General features: G+C 68.6%; 14 protein-coding genes. 5 read left to right on the plus strand and 9 right to left on the minus strand.

Going from position 1 to position 15,702, the window contains the following annotated elements:
- Nucleotides 1–183 precede the first annotated feature (183 nt).
- A complete protein-coding gene (locus ASH01_RS17090) occupies nucleotides 184–1,059 on the minus strand; it encodes a hypothetical protein (RefSeq protein ID WP_056778543.1) in 876 nt (291 codons plus the stop codon).
- 12 nt (nucleotides 1,060–1,071) lie between these two features.
- A complete protein-coding gene (locus ASH01_RS17095; protein ID WP_162263896.1) occupies nucleotides 1,072–2,040 on the minus strand; it encodes a glycosyltransferase family 2 protein in 969 nt (322 codons plus the stop codon).
- A gap of 189 nt (nucleotides 2,041–2,229) precedes the next feature.
- Between ASH01_RS17095 and ASH01_RS24070 the strand changes: the two genes are divergently transcribed.
- The 5 genes from ASH01_RS24070 (at nucleotide 2,230) to ASH01_RS17120 (ending at nucleotide 6,777) form a co-directional block, all read left to right on the plus strand.
- The gene (locus ASH01_RS24070; RefSeq protein WP_162263897.1) at nucleotides 2,230–2,841 is read left to right on the plus strand and encodes an acyltransferase; all 612 of its coding nucleotides are present in this window, start codon (nucleotides 2,230–2,232) and stop codon (nucleotides 2,839–2,841) included.
- A 92-nt stretch (nucleotides 2,842–2,933) separates the two neighbouring features.
- Complete coding sequence (locus ASH01_RS17105; protein WP_056778550.1) at nucleotides 2,934–3,464, plus strand: 2'-5' RNA ligase family protein; 531 nt, start codon at nucleotides 2,934–2,936, stop codon at nucleotides 3,462–3,464.
- Nucleotides 3,465–3,488: 24 nt separating this feature from the next.
- The gene (locus ASH01_RS17110) at nucleotides 3,489–4,583 is read left to right on the plus strand and encodes a YihY/virulence factor BrkB family protein (RefSeq protein ID WP_056778554.1); all 1,095 of its coding nucleotides are present in this window, start codon (nucleotides 3,489–3,491) and stop codon (nucleotides 4,581–4,583) included.
- Between the two features lie 75 nt (nucleotides 4,584–4,658).
- Nucleotides 4,659–5,822, plus strand: coding sequence for a glycosyltransferase family 4 protein (locus ASH01_RS17115; protein WP_156415634.1), 1,164 nt, complete (start codon nucleotides 4,659–4,661; stop codon nucleotides 5,820–5,822).
- Complete coding sequence (locus tag ASH01_RS17120) at nucleotides 5,815–6,777, plus strand: glycosyltransferase family 2 protein (protein ID WP_056778561.1); 963 nt, start codon at nucleotides 5,815–5,817, stop codon at nucleotides 6,775–6,777. The genes ASH01_RS17115 and ASH01_RS17120 overlap by 8 nt, the downstream gene beginning before the upstream one ends.
- A 71-nt stretch (nucleotides 6,778–6,848) precedes the next feature.
- On the opposite strand, the gene ASH01_RS17125 is transcribed toward ASH01_RS17120, so the two are convergent.
- From ASH01_RS17125 to ASH01_RS17155, 7 genes are all read right to left on the minus strand, one after another.
- Nucleotides 6,849–8,423 (minus strand): D-alanyl-D-alanine carboxypeptidase family protein, encoded by a 1,575-nt coding sequence (locus ASH01_RS17125; protein ID WP_056778564.1) that lies wholly within the window; start codon nucleotides 8,421–8,423, stop codon nucleotides 6,849–6,851.
- Between the two features lie 74 nt (nucleotides 8,424–8,497).
- Nucleotides 8,498–9,241, minus strand: coding sequence for a succinate dehydrogenase/fumarate reductase iron-sulfur subunit (locus tag ASH01_RS17130; protein WP_056778567.1), 744 nt, complete (start codon nucleotides 9,239–9,241; stop codon nucleotides 8,498–8,500).
- Nucleotides 9,238–11,205 carry a fumarate reductase/succinate dehydrogenase flavoprotein subunit gene (locus ASH01_RS17135; RefSeq protein ID WP_156415639.1) on the minus strand — a complete coding sequence of 656 codons (1,968 nt, stop codon included), beginning with the start codon at nucleotides 11,203–11,205 and terminating at the stop codon, nucleotides 9,238–9,240. The genes ASH01_RS17130 and ASH01_RS17135 overlap by 4 nt, the downstream gene beginning before the upstream one ends.
- Before the next feature lie 36 nt (nucleotides 11,206–11,241).
- Nucleotides 11,242–11,895 (minus strand): succinate dehydrogenase cytochrome b subunit, encoded by a 654-nt coding sequence (locus tag ASH01_RS17140; RefSeq protein ID WP_200959155.1) that lies wholly within the window; start codon nucleotides 11,893–11,895, stop codon nucleotides 11,242–11,244.
- Between the two features lie 186 nt (nucleotides 11,896–12,081).
- Nucleotides 12,082–12,837, minus strand: a complete 756-nt coding sequence (locus ASH01_RS17145) for a succinate dehydrogenase/fumarate reductase iron-sulfur subunit (protein ID WP_056778576.1) — start codon at nucleotides 12,835–12,837, stop codon at nucleotides 12,082–12,084.
- On the minus strand, nucleotides 12,834–14,756 hold the full coding sequence (locus tag ASH01_RS17150) for a fumarate reductase/succinate dehydrogenase flavoprotein subunit (RefSeq protein WP_056778580.1): 1,923 nt from the start codon (nucleotides 14,754–14,756) through the stop codon (nucleotides 12,834–12,836). Before ASH01_RS17150 ends, ASH01_RS17145 begins: the two co-directional genes overlap by 4 nt.
- Nucleotides 14,756–15,601: a hypothetical protein gene (locus ASH01_RS17155; protein WP_056778583.1), complete on the minus strand. Its 846-nt coding sequence runs from the start codon at nucleotides 15,599–15,601 to the stop codon at nucleotides 14,756–14,758. The genes ASH01_RS17150 and ASH01_RS17155 overlap by 1 nt, the downstream gene beginning before the upstream one ends.
- Nucleotides 15,602–15,702: the final 101 nt, after the last annotated feature.

The raw sequence follows: 15,702 nt of genomic DNA on the forward strand, positions 1-15,702 counted from the left end.
GACCCTGAGTACCGGTGCAAGGACCGACTCTGAGCATCGTCCAGCCGAGTCAGAGCCGACGCCATTCTCGTCGAGGAAGAGGCCGATCCGATGATCGCTGGCATCATCAACGATCGGGTGCTCATGGTCTCGGACCCGGGCTCAGGGGAGGGGCCTCTCCTGAGTCTTGTCGCCACGCGCAGTTCACAGATGAAACCGCTCGTCCTCGCTGAGCAGGTCACCCGGACCGTCCGACCGTCTGAGCCGCGGCCAGAGTGGCCGCGACAGTGGGTGGAAATTCCGAAGGAGCGGCCAGGTGGCGGGAGCGGGGAGCCAGACCGCGGCGTAGTAGCCCACCTTGCTGAAGCCGGTCGCATGTCCCCAGCTCTGCACCTTGCTCCACACCGACGCCGGGGATCTGGCCCATGAGTTGTGGATGATCGCGTCCTCAAGACGAAGAGTCATCAGCCGTTCCTCACGCTCCTCAGGGGGGCGTGTGAGCTGGAGGGAGCTGTCGTCACCGTGAACTCCCAGCCGAAGGAACGAGCCGTCGATCCGCCGGGCCTCGACGAGAGTCACGTCAGAACGGATGGCGATGGGGCCGGGATACTCGTAGTGCGGGGACATGTCGGACGAGCACACCTCGAGATACGACCCCGAGCTGCGCCGGAACAGCACGCGCATGGGCCATTCCACGGCGGCTAGTCCGGCACCGTGCGCCTGTTCGATGTAGCTGCGAAGAATAGGCATGGACGGAAGCAGCTCGTCGTTGTCGATCTGGAGGATCCAGTCCATGTCGGCGAGCGCCGCCACGGCCGCTCGGCGTTGGGCCGTGTCCTGCGACAGGGGATCCCGGCTGTCGGTCCACTGTCCGGTGACCACACTGATGATCCCGCGCACGTCGACCTCACGGACGACGGAGAGACACTCCTGCACCCGGATGGGACGTCCGTTCCAACCCAGACCGTTGTCGGGAACGGGCACGACGAGCCTGTCGACGAACGGGTAGTAGCGCTCGAGGGACGACCTGAGCCAGACCGGGTCGCCGGGCAGAACGTACGCTCCGAGCGCGAGTGGCATTGCGAAAGTATGTCATCCGTTCTTTCCGGGCTCGCTCTGCTCGCTCGGAGTGGCGCGGTGACCTGCGAACCTCTCGAGCCACCTCGGCGCGCGACCTCCGCGGTGCAGCGACGCGTCAGCCAGAGCCGTCGCCACGAACACCGAGCGTCTGACCCACGGGGCGAGTGCCTGCGAGCGCGGCCGGCCCAGTAGGGGGAGCACATGACGCCGCACGAACCGCAACCGCAACTCGAGAGAGCCGGGGACCGCGGTTCGCAGGAAGTGCAGGCCATTTCTCGAGTAGTAGTAGAGACCCAACGCATGCATCGGCCCCACGAACGACGCGGACACGGCATGCAAGATCGTCACCTCGGGGAGCACCAGAAGGCGCACGCCGTTCTCCGCGGCCCTCACGCTCAGGTCAGAGTCCTCGAACATGAGGAAGTAGAGGGGGTCGAAGCCACCGAGCTGCTGCCAGACGGAGGCCGTTGCCGTGACGCAGCAGCCGGAGATGAGCTCGACCTCGCGCGGCGACCGGTCACCGAACCGATCGGCGATCTCGTCCTCCCCCAGATGACGGGGCAGTGCGAGCTCTCGGTCCAGCACCGCACCTCCGAACCAGACCGAGGAGGGGTCGTCCAGGTAGCGCACCTCGGGGCTGACCAGGACGTGCCCAGCTGCGGCCACGGCACACAAGGCGTCGATGGCGCCGGGACTGACGACCGTGTCGTTGTTGAGAACGGTGATGGTGCGGGCGTGTCGCTCGAAGGCCCACGCCAGCCCAGCATTCATCCCGCCCGTGAATCCCGTGTTGGACGTCAGTCTCACGTGCTCGGTGCGGCCAGGGCACGTCTCCTCGATGCGCTCGCGGATCGAGTCGCCAGAGCCGTTGTCCACCACGAGGATGCGGGCCGACGACCGCTCGCCGGCCAAGGACTGAACGCAGCGCACCGTGTCCTCGACACCGCTGTAGTGCAGGACCACCACGACATCGTGTGACACGGCTGCTTCTCCGATCGGTTGACTGGCCCCAGGACGACGGCGAGGCCCGTCGCGAGATCTTCCGGAGTGACCGACCTCGGTACAGCGGTCGTCCGTGTCGAGCCGAAACAATACGTGCTCCGCATGACCGTAGTAGTTTCCAGCCAGACGTGAACCCCGGACGTGGTTGGCGGCGAGGGAGGTCAGAGTGTGGGGAAGGACAAGCGAGTGAGCAGGCTGAGGGAGCGGGTCAAGCAGGTCAGCCCGCCGGCGGTGCGACACCTCAACAAGCACCGTCGCGATGTCTGGTCTGATCTTCGACTCCGCCTGCTCGCCGACCTCGGCCACGTTCCGTCGCACGGCCTGCGGAACTTCTTCTATCGCAGGGCAGGACTGGTGCTGCCCCCGTCGTCGAGCATCCACTGGCGGGCCGAGTTCTATTCACCCGAGGCCATCGTGATCGGTACGCACTGCACCATCGGCGACTCAGCCTTTCTCGACGGACGCTCTGGACTGACGATCGGTGACAACGTCAATCTCGGGAGCCACGTGTCGATCTACACCCGGCAGCACGACGTGGACTCACCGACGTTCGCCGAGGTCGGCGCCCCAGTGGTCATCGGGGACCACGCGTGGGTCGCCAGTCACGCCGTGGTGCTTCCCGGAGTGACGATCGGTAAGGGGGCGGTCGTGGCGGCCGGTGCCATCGTGAGCCGGGACGTCGAGCCCTTCACGTTGGTCGGTGGAAACCCGGCCCGCTTCATCCGCGCGCGAAACCCCGAGCTCACCTATGAGCTCGGTTACGCCAAACGATTCGTCTAGGACGCCAACTCCGCCGGAGGCGTCGTCGAACTCGCGTACGTGCGGCAGGCCCGCGGCCGCACTGGTCGAGGAGATTGGGTACGGTCGGGTGCGTGAGTGTTGCGCGCCCCACGACGATCGGCGTCTCGATCCCGATCCCGGCCCCGCACGGCGACTATCTCCAACGTCGCCGGGCCGACTTCGGTGACCCCCAGGCCTGGCAGATCCCCGCGCACATCACCCTGCTGCCGCCGACCGAGGTCGACGCGGAGGCGTATGCCGCCTTCCGGAGCCACTGCGCCGAGGTGGCCGCCGCGCACGCCGCGTTCGACGTCGTCCTGCGTGGCACGGGCACGTTCCGTCCGCTGTCCGACGTCGTCTTCATCCAGGTGGCCCAGGGCGTCTCGAACTGCGAGGCGCTCGAGGTGTCGCTGCGCTCGGGGCCGGTGAGCCGCGCCCTCGAGTTCTACTACCACCCGCACGTCACCGTCGCGCACAACGTGCCGGCCGAGTCGCTCGACCTCGCCTTCACCGACCTCGCCGACTACTCCGTCGCCTTTACTGTCGGCGCGTACCACCTCTACGAGCTGGGCGAGGACGACGTGTGGCGTCCCGTGCACGAGTTCACCCTCACCGGGGGCTGACGGGTGCCGGCGCTGGGGCCCCTCATGGATCGGCTCAAGGCCCTGTCTCCGTACCGGGCGTGGACCCGATTCAGCACGTCGAGCGGCAACCTGCTCGCGGCGGGGGTCAGCTACTACGCCTTCTTCTCCATCTTCCCGGCGCTCGCGCTCGCCTTCGCGATCTTCGGCTTCGTCCTGCAGGACCGCCCCGATCTCGTCCTCGCGATCGCCGACTCGCTCAACAACGCCCTCCCCGGGATGGTCAAGACGCCGAGCAACCCCGACGGCATCATCAGCATCGAGGCACCGGCGAGCCTGACGCTGACCCTGACCGGCATCATCTCGTTCGTGACGCTGCTGTTCGCCGGCATGGGGTGGGTTCGGGCCCTGCGCACCGGCATCCGCGGCGTCTTCGGCCTCGAGGTCGCGCCACACGCCATGGTGCGGACGATGGCCCGTGACCTGCTGGTCCTCGTGACCGTCGGCACGGCCGTCGCGGTCTCGGCGATCCTCACGAGCAGCATCGGGGGTCTCGCCGAGCAGGTTGCCGGGTGGGTCGGTCTCGAGGGCAACGGACTCCTCGTCGGCCTGCTGGGACTTCTCATCGGCGTCGTCTTCGACACCTTCATCCTCGTCGTCCTGCTGCGGACCCTCTCGGGAGCACCGCTGCCGCTGCGCGACATCCGTCAGGGAGCGGTGATCGGTGCCGTCATCCTCACCCTGCTCAAGCTGTTCGGCGGCTTCCTCGTCAGCCATGCCACGGCCAACCCGCTGCTCGGGGCCGTCGCGCTCTCGGTCGGACTGCTCTTCTGGCTCGACCTCATGTCCAAGGTCATCCTCCTCTCGGCCGCGTGGGCCGCGAACGACGTCGACCTCGACGCCCTGGGCGACGACACCGGCCGCTCGACGCTGTCGAGGGCCGCCCGCCCCGTGTTCATCGCCCCGCTCGCCTCCGGCGCCGACACCAGCCTCGTGCCGTATGCGGCAGCCCCCCTCGAGGTGGCGCCCGGGCACGCTGACGTGGCTGGGCGGGACGTCGCCGGTTCCCGCGCGGTCGACCGGGTCAGCCTCGCCGCGGGTGCGGTCGTCGGTGCCGCCTCGGCCGCGCTGGTCGCTGGGCTTCGCCGGCAGCACCGCTGAGGGGACCCGGGTCACTAGGCCTGTCAGTACCGCTGTTCGCCGTGCGGGCAGACACGTGCTGGGTACATTCGACCCGTGATAGCCCATGTGCCGACGCCGGGTGACCACTTCTCGCCGTTGACAGGATCGGCCGTGATGACGGTGATCGACGGGCTGGCGCGTCCGACGGCCGAGAGCGCCAGGCATCAGGTTCTGGTGGCTGAGGGAACGTATGCCGAGCGATACAGCTCAGCAGACGTGATCTCCTACCCGCCTGCCCCACCGCGAAGCCGCTCAGTCCGTCTCGTCGACACTGCCCTCGCTCGGATGGGCGCCGGCCGGCCCTTCGCCTCCCGTGAGTACCGTGCTGCTTTCAAGGTCCTGAGCGACGCGCCGCACACCGTGCTGCTCCACAACGCGCCGAACGTGGCCACTCTCCTTCCAGCCCAGTCAGCGCCAGTGCTCTACGCACACAACGAGATCCTGCACGGAGCCCCGTGGGCAGCTCACAGCTCCGTCCGCGGTTTGGAGGGGATCATCACCGTCAGTGAGTGGCTGGCTGAAAGAACGCGCCTCCACGTTCCTCGCGCGATGCGCTCCCGGGTCGTCTCCCTGGTCAACGGTGTCGATACCGATTCCTTCGTGCCCGTGGACCGGACCGACCGGGACGGACTGAGAATCTTGTACGTGGGCCGGGTCGTGCCGGAGAAGGGCCCCGACGTGCTGCTGGATGCGGTGGAGCGAGCCGGGATCCACGGACTCACCGTCAGGATCGTGGGCAGTGAGGGCTTCGCCATCGATGGCCCACTCTCGAGCTACGAGCGCGCCCTGCGCAGACGCGCCTCAACCCTGTCCTGTGGGGTCGAGTTCGTGCCTTTCACGCCGCGGGCAGAGCTTCCTGCACACTACGAGTGGGCAGATGTCGTGACGCTCCCGTCTCGATGGGAGGAGCCGTGCGGTCTCACGCTGTTGGAGTCGCTCGCCAGCGGCGTGGCAACCGTGGTCACGGAGTCCGGTGGCATGCCGGAGGTCGCCGGGGACGCTGCGATAGTCATCAGGCGCAACGACCCAGGCGCCTTGATCGATGTCTTGCGACAGCTTGCTGACGCCCCGACGGCACGCAGCGATCTCGGTCGACGTGCTCGTGAACGGTCAATGGAATTCAGCTGGGCCGGCCGCGCTGAACGATTGGACGAGATCCTCAAGGAGTGGGGGCTCCCGACAGCGGGCCCTGGCCGAGAGGTGCCCGCGAATGGTTGAGCCGAACAGTGAGCGTGTCTTGGTGGTGATACCGCTCTACAACGGTGCTCGGTTCATCGATGAGACGTTGCAGAGCGTCATCTCACAGACTCACCCCCATTTCGAGGTCGTCGTCGTCGACGATGGTTCCAGCGATGACAGCGTTGAAAGAGTGCGCCGGTGGTCGCAAGCCGACGCTCGGGTGCGTCTGCGCACCAAGGGCTCGTCGGGCATCGCTTCCACCCGGAACCACGCGATGGCAGCCAGCACGCCTGGTGCGTCATACGTCGTCTTCCTGGACCAGGACGATGTATTGCCATCCGACTTCTTCAGTCGCGCGGTCTCCTGCTTGAGTCAACGGTCGGACGCCGTGGGCGCCGCTGCGCTGGTCGACCTCGTGGATGCTGACGGAAGACCATTCGACGATGGTGCGTTCGCGGCCGCGATGATGGGTGACAGCAGCTCATCCTCGCTCGAGGCAAGCGATGGGCGCGAGGTTCGTTTCGAGGATGTGTTCGTGCACAACCGGCTCTGCCCTCCGAGCTGCGTCATGCTCAAGCTGGACATCGTGACCGAGGTGGGTGGACCCGACACGAGCTACGTCCTCGCGGACGACTGGGACTTGATGCTCCGGGTACTCAGACACGGACCGGTGCTGTTCCTGCACGGCGCTCGCGTCGGCTACCGGCGGCACGGATCCAACGCCTCTGACTCCGCGGGGGCTCAGAACATCCAGGAAACGCGTCGGGTCTGGGCACGGACCTACTTCTCACGGGCGAACTCCGATGCGCAGCGCCGAGCGCTCCGACAGAAGTGGCGGACCCGTCAGCGTCGAACAGCTCGCGTCAAGGCGCACTCCGCTGTGACTGCCCTCGGGCGTGGCGAGCTGCTGATCGCCGCTCGGGGCCTGCTGGACGCCCTCGCGCACGCGGTGGCTCTCCGTCCCCTGCGGTATTGGGCCAGGCCGGCGAGGTGACCTGGTTGGGAGTTCTCGCGAGTCCTGTCCGGTGAGTCCGGGCACCTGCGACCTTGCGCCGCAAGGATGTTTCACGCCGCGCGGCGCCGGCGCCGGGCGATCGCGAGGAGCACGACGCCGGTGGTGACGACGACACCGGCCGCGGCGAGCACGACGAGCGACCTGGTGCGGTCGGATGCCGTCGCCTCGCTCGCCAAGGCTGCGACCGGGGCCGCGACCGCGGCCGGGGTGCCGGTGCCCGCCGAGGTCCCCGGCAGGGGCCCCGAGCCGACGCCGGTGCCGGTCGCGCCGCCGGTGGGCAGCTCGGGTGCTGCGGCGGGCGCCGCGGCCTCGCCGGGCTCGACGAGCCGCCCGACGGGCGTGACCCGGTCGGCGTTGGCGAAGCCCCAGTCGAGCAGGGCCGCCGTCGGCTTCCACGAGCCGGTGATGCTGCCCATCTGTGTCACGACGAGGGTGCGACCACCGCGGGTCGCGGCCCCGATGAAGGTGTGCTGTGCCCGGTCGGTGCGGCCGGGCTTGATGCCCATGGCGCCGGGGTAGTGCTGCAGCAGCTCGTTGATGTTGTAGACGTGGAAGGCGGGCCATACCTTCCCCCGCTTGTCCTTCCCGCCGGGGAAGACGCTGTCGCGCTTGGTGATCGTGGCGCGGAAGGCCGGCAGGCGCATGGCGTCGCGCCCGATGAGCGCCAGGTCGTAGGCGCTCGACCGCTGGGCGCCGTCGTCGAGGCCGCTCGGGTCGACGGTGAGGGTGTCATGGGCCCCGACCTCACGGGCCTTGACGTTCATCAGCTCCACCGTGGCCTCGTAGCCACCCGCGGCGTCGGCGAGCGCGTAGACGGCGTCGTTGGCCGAGAACATCAGCATGGCGTCGAAGAGGCTCGAGACGGGGTAGCGGTTGCCGGCGAGGATGCCGACGCGCGACCCGGCCGCGTCCTGGGCGTCCTGGCCGGCGACGACGACCCGTCGCGGGTCGAGACGCGGCATCAACGTCAGGGCGGTCAGGGTCTTGAGGGTGCTGGCCGGGCGCAGCCACGCGTGCGGTGACTTGGCGGCGAGGACCTCACCGGTGTCGAGGTCGGCCACGACGTACGAGACGTCGTAGACCTCGGGCGGCGCGGGCACGGAGGCCGGGCGGTCGACGACGACACCGGACTCGGCCAGGCGCGAGCCACCGACGACCGTCTCGGGCTTCCACGCGGGATGGGCGAAGGGGGTGGGTGGCGCGTTGCGGCAGACGACGCGGACCTTCGGCGGCTTCGCCGGTGTCGCCGCGACCGTCGGGCGCGGGACTGGTACGGGGGCCTGCGCCGACGCGGAGGTCGTCGCGGAGGTGGTCGCGGAGGTGGTCGCAGAGGTGGTCGCGGAGGGTCGCGCGCTCGACGTCCGGGCCGCGGGCTCGGCGGTCGGGAAGACCCGCGGTGTCAGCGTGACCCCGACCGGGACGGCCTGGCGGGTCTGCCACGCCGCACAGGTCGGTGCCGCGACGGGTGCTGCTGCCGCGGGTGCGACGCGGGGGAGGGGCGTACCGGAGGCGGGCGGGACGGCATAGGTCGTCGTCAGGGCGAGCCCGAGCCCGAGCGCGCTGAGCGCCGCGCCCGCGACGGTGACCGTCCACGGGCGACGTCGGGCCGGGTCTCGAGGCTTCATCGCCGGGAAAGACTAACCCGCCCCGGATGCTCCGGGGCGGGTCGTCGTGGGTCCTGCGGTGGGCGCGTCGCGCCTCACTCGCCGCGCATCAGGGCGCCGCGCAGGTCCTTGTTGAGCTGGTTGATGACGTCGAGCGGGATCTCCTTGGGGCAGGCCGAGGAGCACTCGCCGATGTTCGTGCAGCCGCCGAAGCCCTCGTGGTCGTGCTGGGTCACCATGTTGACGACGCGGGCGTCACGCTCCGGCTGGCCCTGGGGGAGCTCGCCGAGGTGAGTGATCTTCGCGCCCATGAAGAGCATGCCGGACGCGTTCGGGCAGGCCGCGACGCAGGCACCGCAGCCGATGCAGGCCGCCGCCATGAAGGCGCGGTCGGCCTTGGGCTTGGGCACCGGCACCGAGTGGGCCTCGGGGGCCGAGCCGGTGTTGGCGCTGATGAAGCCGCCCGCCTGGATGATGCGGTCGAAGCTGCCGCGGTCGACGACGAGGTCCTTGATGACCGGGAACGCGTCGGCGCGCCACGGCTCGATGGTGATCTCGTCCCCGTCGGAGAAGCTGCGCATGTGCAGCTGGCACGTCGTCGTGACCTCGGGGCCGTGTGCCTTGCCGGAGATCATGAGGCCGCACATGCCGCAGATGCCCTCGCGACAGTCGGAGTCGAAGGCGATCGGCTCCTCACCGCGGGCGTTGAGCTGCTCGTTGAGCACGTCCAGCATCTCGAGGAACGACATGTCCTCGGAGATGTCGGTGACCGGGTAGGTCACCATCTCGCCCTTGGCCTTGGGCCCGGACTGGCGCCAGATCTTGAGAGTCAGATTCACTTGTAGCTCCGCTGCTTCATCTCGACGAATTCGTAGACCAGGTCTTCCTTGTGCAGGACCGGCGCGCCGTCCTGACCGCCCCACTCCCACGCGGCGACGTAGGCGTACTCGTCGTCGTGACGCAGCGCCTCGCCGTCCTCGGTCTGGGACTCGGCGCGGAAGTGACCACCGCACGACTCGCGACGGTGCAGCGCGTCGATGCACATGAGCTCTCCGAGCTCGAGGAAGTCGGCGACGCGGCCGGCCTTCTCGAGGCTCTGGTTGAGCGTGTCGGCGCTGCCGAGCACCTTGACGTTGCGCCAGAACTCGTCGCGCAGGCCGCGGATGAGGTCGATGGCCTTGAGCAGCCCCTCCTCGGAGCGCTCCATGCCGCAGAACTCCCACATGATGTTGCCGAGCTCCTTGTGGAAGGAGTCGACCGAGCGGTCGCCGTTGATCGACAGGAACTTGGCGACACGCGCGTCGACCGAGGCGCGGGCCTCGACGACGGCCTCGTGGGACTCCTCGAGCTTGGGGAAGGGGCCCTTGGCGAGGTAGTCGCGGATCGTGTGCGGGAGCACGAAGTAGCCGTCGGCCAGGCCCTGCATGAGTGCCGAGGCGCCGAGGCGGTTGGCGCCGTGGTCGGAGAAGTTCGCCTCGCCCGTGACAAACAGGCCCGGGATGCTCGACTGGAGGTCGTAGTCGACCCAGAGGCCGCCCATCGTGTAGTGCACCGCGGGGTAGATGCGCATCGGCACCTCGTACGGGTTCTCACCCGTGATCCGCTGGTACATGTCGAGCAGGTTGCCGTACTTCTCCGCGACGGCCTCGGCGCTCATGCGCTTCAGGGCGTCGGTGAAGTCGAGGTAGACCCCGCGGCGGAAGTCGCCGACCTTGGGACCGACGCCGCGGCCCTCGTCGCAGACGTTCTTGGCCTGGCGGCTCGCGATGTCACGAGGGACGAGGTTGCCGAACGAGGGGTAGATCCGCTCGAGGTAGTAGTCGCGGTCCTCCTCGGGGATCTGGCGCGGGTCCTTCTCGCAGTCCGCAGCGTTCTTCGGCACCCAGATGCGGCCGTCGTTGCGGAGCGACTCCGACATGAGCGTCAGCTTGCTCTGGTGCTCACCGGCCACCGGGATGCACGTCGGGTGGATCTGCGTGTAGCAGGGGTTGGCGAAGTGAGCGCCCTTGCGGTGCGCGCGCCACGTCGCGGTGACGTTGCTGCCCATCGCGTTGGTCGAGAGGTAGAAGACGTTGCCGTAGCCGCCCGACGCGAGCACGACGGCGTCGGCGAGGTGCGTCTCGATCTCGCCCGTGACGAGGTCGCGGGCGATGATGCCGCGGGCCTTGCCGTCGACGACCACGACCTCGAGCATCTCGTGGCGGCTGAACATCTCCACCGTGCCGGCCGCGACCTGGCGCTCGAGGGCCTGGTAGGCGCCGATGAGCAGCTGCTGGCCGGTCTGGCCGCGGGCGTAGAAGGTGCGCGAGACCTGGACCCCGCCGAAGGAGCGGTTGTCGAGGAGGCCGCCGTACTCGCGGGCGAAGGGCACGCCCTGCGCGACGCACTGGTCGATGATGTTGGTGCTGACCTCGGCGAGGCGGTAGACGTTCGACTCGCGCGAGCGGTAGTCGCCGCCCTTGACGGTGTCGTAGAAGAGGCGGTAGACGGAGTCGCCGTCCTCCTTGTAGTTCTTGGCGGCGTTGATCCCGCCCTGCGCGGCGATCGAGTGCGCGCGACGCGGGGAGTCCTGGTAGCAGAAGGACTTGACCTGGTAGCCGGCCTCGCCGAGTGTCGCGGCGGCAGCGCCACCGGCCAGTCCGGTGCCGACGATGATGACGGACAGCTTGCGCCGGTTGGCCGGGTTGACGAGGGAGGCCTCGAACTTGCGGGTGTTCCAGCGGCGGTCGATCGGGCCGGCCGGGGCCTTCGTGTCGCGGATCGGCTCACCCTCGGCGTATACGCCGTGGACGAGACCGGGCACGGGGGAGGAGGGCGTCGTGGATGTCGTGGTCACTGGTCAGCTTCCCTTGACGAGTCCGAAGAGGATGGCGAGCGGGGGGAGGGCGAACCCCACGCTCGTGACGAGCGCGATGACCGTCCCGAGCGTCTTGGCGCGGCGGCGTGCGGCGGCGTTGCCGGCCCAGCCGAGGGTCTGGGTGGCGCTCCAGACCCCGTGGTAGAGGTGCAGGCCCAGGGCGACGAGGGCGAGCAGGTAGATCAGGACGACCCACCACACCTGGAAGCTGCTGATGACGAGCAGGCCCGGGTTGCCCTCGGCCGGAAGCGAGCCGACGTTGAACTTGACGATCGTGAACTGGAGCAGGTGCCACACGAGGAAGAGGAGCAGCGCGACGCCGCCCCAGCGCATCATCTTGCTCTTGACCGTCGCACGGGCCGCGGCCTTGGCCACGTAGCGCGTCGTCCGGGCGCTGCGAGCACGACTCCACAGGTAGAACGCGGACCACGCGTGAGCCACTAGCGCCGCGATGAGGAGGACCCGGAAGAGCCAGAGGAAGCCGGCATACGGCAGGAAGGGCGTGAACAACGTCCGGAGGTGCTCGGCGTACTCGTTGAACGCGTCGACGCCGGCGAAGATCTTGAGGTTGCCGTACATGTGCACGAGGACGTAGAACACGAACAACGCGCCCGAGCCGGCCATGAGCATCTTCATGAACACGGTGTTCCGGCGGGCCGATGCAGGTCGATTCGATCCCGTCACCGGGAGAGTTTGAGTGGCCACGGTCGAAACCTTATCCCCGAGGCTTCGCGCGGTCCGACGGCTACCGTCCGGTAGACGCCGAGTGTGACTATTTCCACTGTCATGCGCCCGGCAGCGCCGGCAGCGCCGTCAGGGCACTCAGCGCTTGCGGAGCCCGATCTTCGTGCCCAGCCACACGAGCGGGTCGTAGTGACGGCCGACCACGCGCTCCTTCATCGGGATGATCGCGTTGTCGGTGATCTTGATGTGCTCGGGGCAGACCTCGGTGCAGCACTTCGTGATGTTGCACATCCCGATGCCCTGGGCGTCGCGGGCGAAGTCCGCACGGTCTTCACGCGCGTCGAGCGGGTGCATGTCGAGCTCGGCCGCACGGATGAGGAAGCGGGGTCCGGCGAACGCCTCCTTGTTGTTCTCGTGGTCACGCACGACGTGGCAGGTGTCCTGGCAGAGGAAGCACTCGATGCACTTGCGGAACTCCTGCGAGCGCTCGACGTCGACCTGCTGCATCCGGTAGTCGCCGGGCGCCACCCCCTCGGGCGGCGCGAACGCCGGGATCTGGCGGGCCTTCGCGTAGTTGAAGGACACGTCGGTCACGAGGTCGCGGATGACCGGGAAGGCACGCATCGGCGTCACGGTGACCACCTCGGTCTCGGTGAACGTCGACATCCGGGTCATGCACAGCAGCCGCGGCATGCCGTTGACCTCGGCGCTGCACGATCCGCACTTGCCGGCCTTGCAATTCCAACGCACCGCGAGGTCCCCCGACTGGGTGGCCTGGATGCGGTGGATGATGTCGAGCACGACCTCGCCCTCGTTGACCTCGACGGTGTAGTCGACGAGCTCGCCGCCGTCGGCGTCGCCGCGCCAGACCCGGAACCTCGCGTCGTAGCTCATGACCCGCTCCCGTCGATGGGCGTCACCGGTGCCGGCACGTCGGCCAGCTCGTCCGGCGTGAGGTACTTGGCCAGCTCTCCCGTGTCGAAGAGGGCCAGCAGGTCGCCGCGCATGGCCGGCATCGGCTGCTCGCGCACCTCGATGCCGTCGCCGTCCGCCGAGCAGATGAGGTTGCGGCCCCGCCAGCGCGGGTCCATCGTCGGGTAGTCGTCGCGGGTGTGGCCACCGCGGCTCTCCTGGCGCAGCAGCGCGGCCCGGGCCACGCACTCGCTGACGGCGAGCATGTTGCGCAGGTCGAGGGCGAGGTGCCAGCCCGGGTTGAACTGCCGGTGGCCCTCCACGGTCAGGTGCTCGGCGCGGGCCTTGAGGTCCTCGAGCCGTTCGAGTGCGCGTTCGATCTCCGCGGCCGTGCGGATGATGCCGACGAGATCGTTCATCGTCTGCTGCATCTCCTGGTGGAGGGTGTACGGGTTCTCGCCGCCCTCCTCCTCGAACGGCGCGAGCGCAGCGGCTGCGGCGGCGTCGACGACCGCCGGGTCGACGTCCGGCCGACCGTCGCCCAGTGACAGGACGTATGCCGCGGCGCCGGTTCCGGCGCGGGCGCCGAAGACGAGCAGGTCAGAGAGGGAGTTGCCGCCCAGGCGGTTGGACCCGTGCATGCCGCCGGACACCTCTCCGGCGGCGAAGAGGCCAGGCACCCCTGCGGCGGCGGCGCTGTCCGGGTCGACCTCGACACCACCCATGACGTAGTGACAGGTGGGGCCGACCTCCATCGCCTCCTTCGTGATGTCGACGTCGGCGAGCTCCTTGAACTGGTGGTGCATCGACGGCAGCTTCTTGAGGATCTCCTCGGGGGGACGCCGCGTGGCGATGTCGAGGAAGACCCCGCCGTGCGGTGACCCGCGGCCGGCCTTGACCTCCGAGTTGATGGCGCGTGCGACCTCGTCGCGGGGGAGCAGCTCCGGGGGGCGCTTGTTGTTGTCGGGGTCGGTGTACCAGCGGTCGCCCTCCTCCTCGGTCTCGGCGTACTGGCCGCGGAAGACGTCGGGCACGTAGTCGAACATGAAGCGCTTGCCCTCGGAGTTCTTCAGCACGCCGCCGTCTCCGCGGACCGACTCGGTGACGAGGATCCCCTTGACCGAGGGCGGCCACACCATGCCTGTCGGGTGGAACTGGATGAACTCCATGTTGACGAGGGTCGACCCCGCGCGCAGGGCCAGGGCGTGTCCGTCGCCGGTATACTCCCATGAGTTCGAGGTGACCTTGAACGACTTGCCGATGCCCCCGGTGGCCAGGACGACGGCGGGGGCGTTGAAGCGGACGAACCGACCCGACTCGCGCCAGTAGCCGAAGGCGCCGGCGATGGCCCCGCTCGGGTCCTGGAGAAGGTCGGTGATCGTCACCTCGGCGAAGACCTTCAGCCGGCTCTCCGGGTCGCCGGACTCACGTTCGTCGTCCTGTTGGAGGGAGACGATCTTCTGCTGCAGCGTGCGGATCAGCTCGAGCCCGGTGCGGTCGCCGACGTGGGCGAGGCGGGGGTACTCGTGGCCCCCGAAGTTGCGCTGGCTGATCCGTCCGTCCGGAGTGCGGTCGAAGAGGGCGCCGTAGGTCTCGAGCTCCCACACGCGGTCGGGGGCCTCCTTGGCGTGCAGCTCGGCCATCCGCCACGAGTTGAGGAACTTGCCGCCGCGCATCGTGTCGCGGAAGTGCACCTGCCAGCTGTCCTTGCTGTTGACGTTGCCCATGCTCGCGGCGATGCCGCCCTCGGCCATGACGGTGTGCGCCTTGCCGAAGAGCGACTTGCAGATGATGGCCGTGCGAAGTCCTGCCTCGCGCGCGGCGATCGCGGCCCGCAGGCCCGCCCCACCGGCCCCGACGATGACGACGTCGTACTCGAAGTGCTCCAGCTCGGCGGCCATCAGTTGAAGAACCTCAGATCCGTGACGACCCCGGACGCGACCAGGGCGATGTAGGCGTCGGTCACCATGAGGGTGCCGAGCGTGGTCCAGGCCAGCTGCATGTGCCGGGTGTTGAGGCGCGAGACGACGGTCCAGGCCCGGTAGCGCACCGGGTGCTTCGAGAAGTGCTTGAGACGCCCACCGATGAGGTGTCGGCACGAATGGCACGACGCCGTGTAGAGCCAGAGGAAGCCGACGTTGACGAGCATGATGAGCGTGCCCAGGCCCATGCCGATGCCGCCGTCTTTGCCGTGGAAGCCGTCGAAGGCGTCCAGCGTGTTCATCCCGGAGACGACGACCGCGGCGTAGAAGAAGTAGCGGTGGACGTTCTGCAGGATGAGCGGGAAGCGCGTCTCGCCCGTGTACTTCGCGTGCGGCTCGGCCACGGCGCAGGCGGGCGGCGAGAGCCAGAACGACCGGTAGTACGCCTTGCGGTAGTAGTAGCAGGTGAGCCGGAAGCCCAGCAGGATCGGCAGCAGGAAGAACGCATACGGGACGAGCGGCGGGAGCTCACCCATCCAGGTGCCGAGGTGGCGGGCTCCCGGGACGCAGGAGGCGGTGACGCACGGCGAGTAGAACGGCGTGAGGTAGTGGTACGTCTCGACGAAGTAGTACCGCTGCATGGAGGTCCGCACCAGCGCATAGAGCAGCCAGAGGACGAGAAGCGTGACGATGATGACCGGCTGGACCCACCACCGGTCGCCGCGCAGGGTGCGCCCGGGGATCTGGGCCCGCCCCGGAGCGCCGACGCCACCGGCGACGGAACCTCCTGCGCCGGAAGCCGGGTCGAGCCTCGTCTCACTCATCCTGCGAACCTCCACCGTCGTTGGTCGGGCGCCGTCGCACACTCTAGTGTGACGCGCGCCACGAGGGGGTGAAGCGAGGATCGTCGACGCTTGCGGGCTCT

The organism is Terrabacter sp. Soil811, from assembly GCF_001429655.1.
GTDB lineage: Bacteria > Actinomycetota > Actinomycetes > Actinomycetales > Dermatophilaceae > Terrabacter.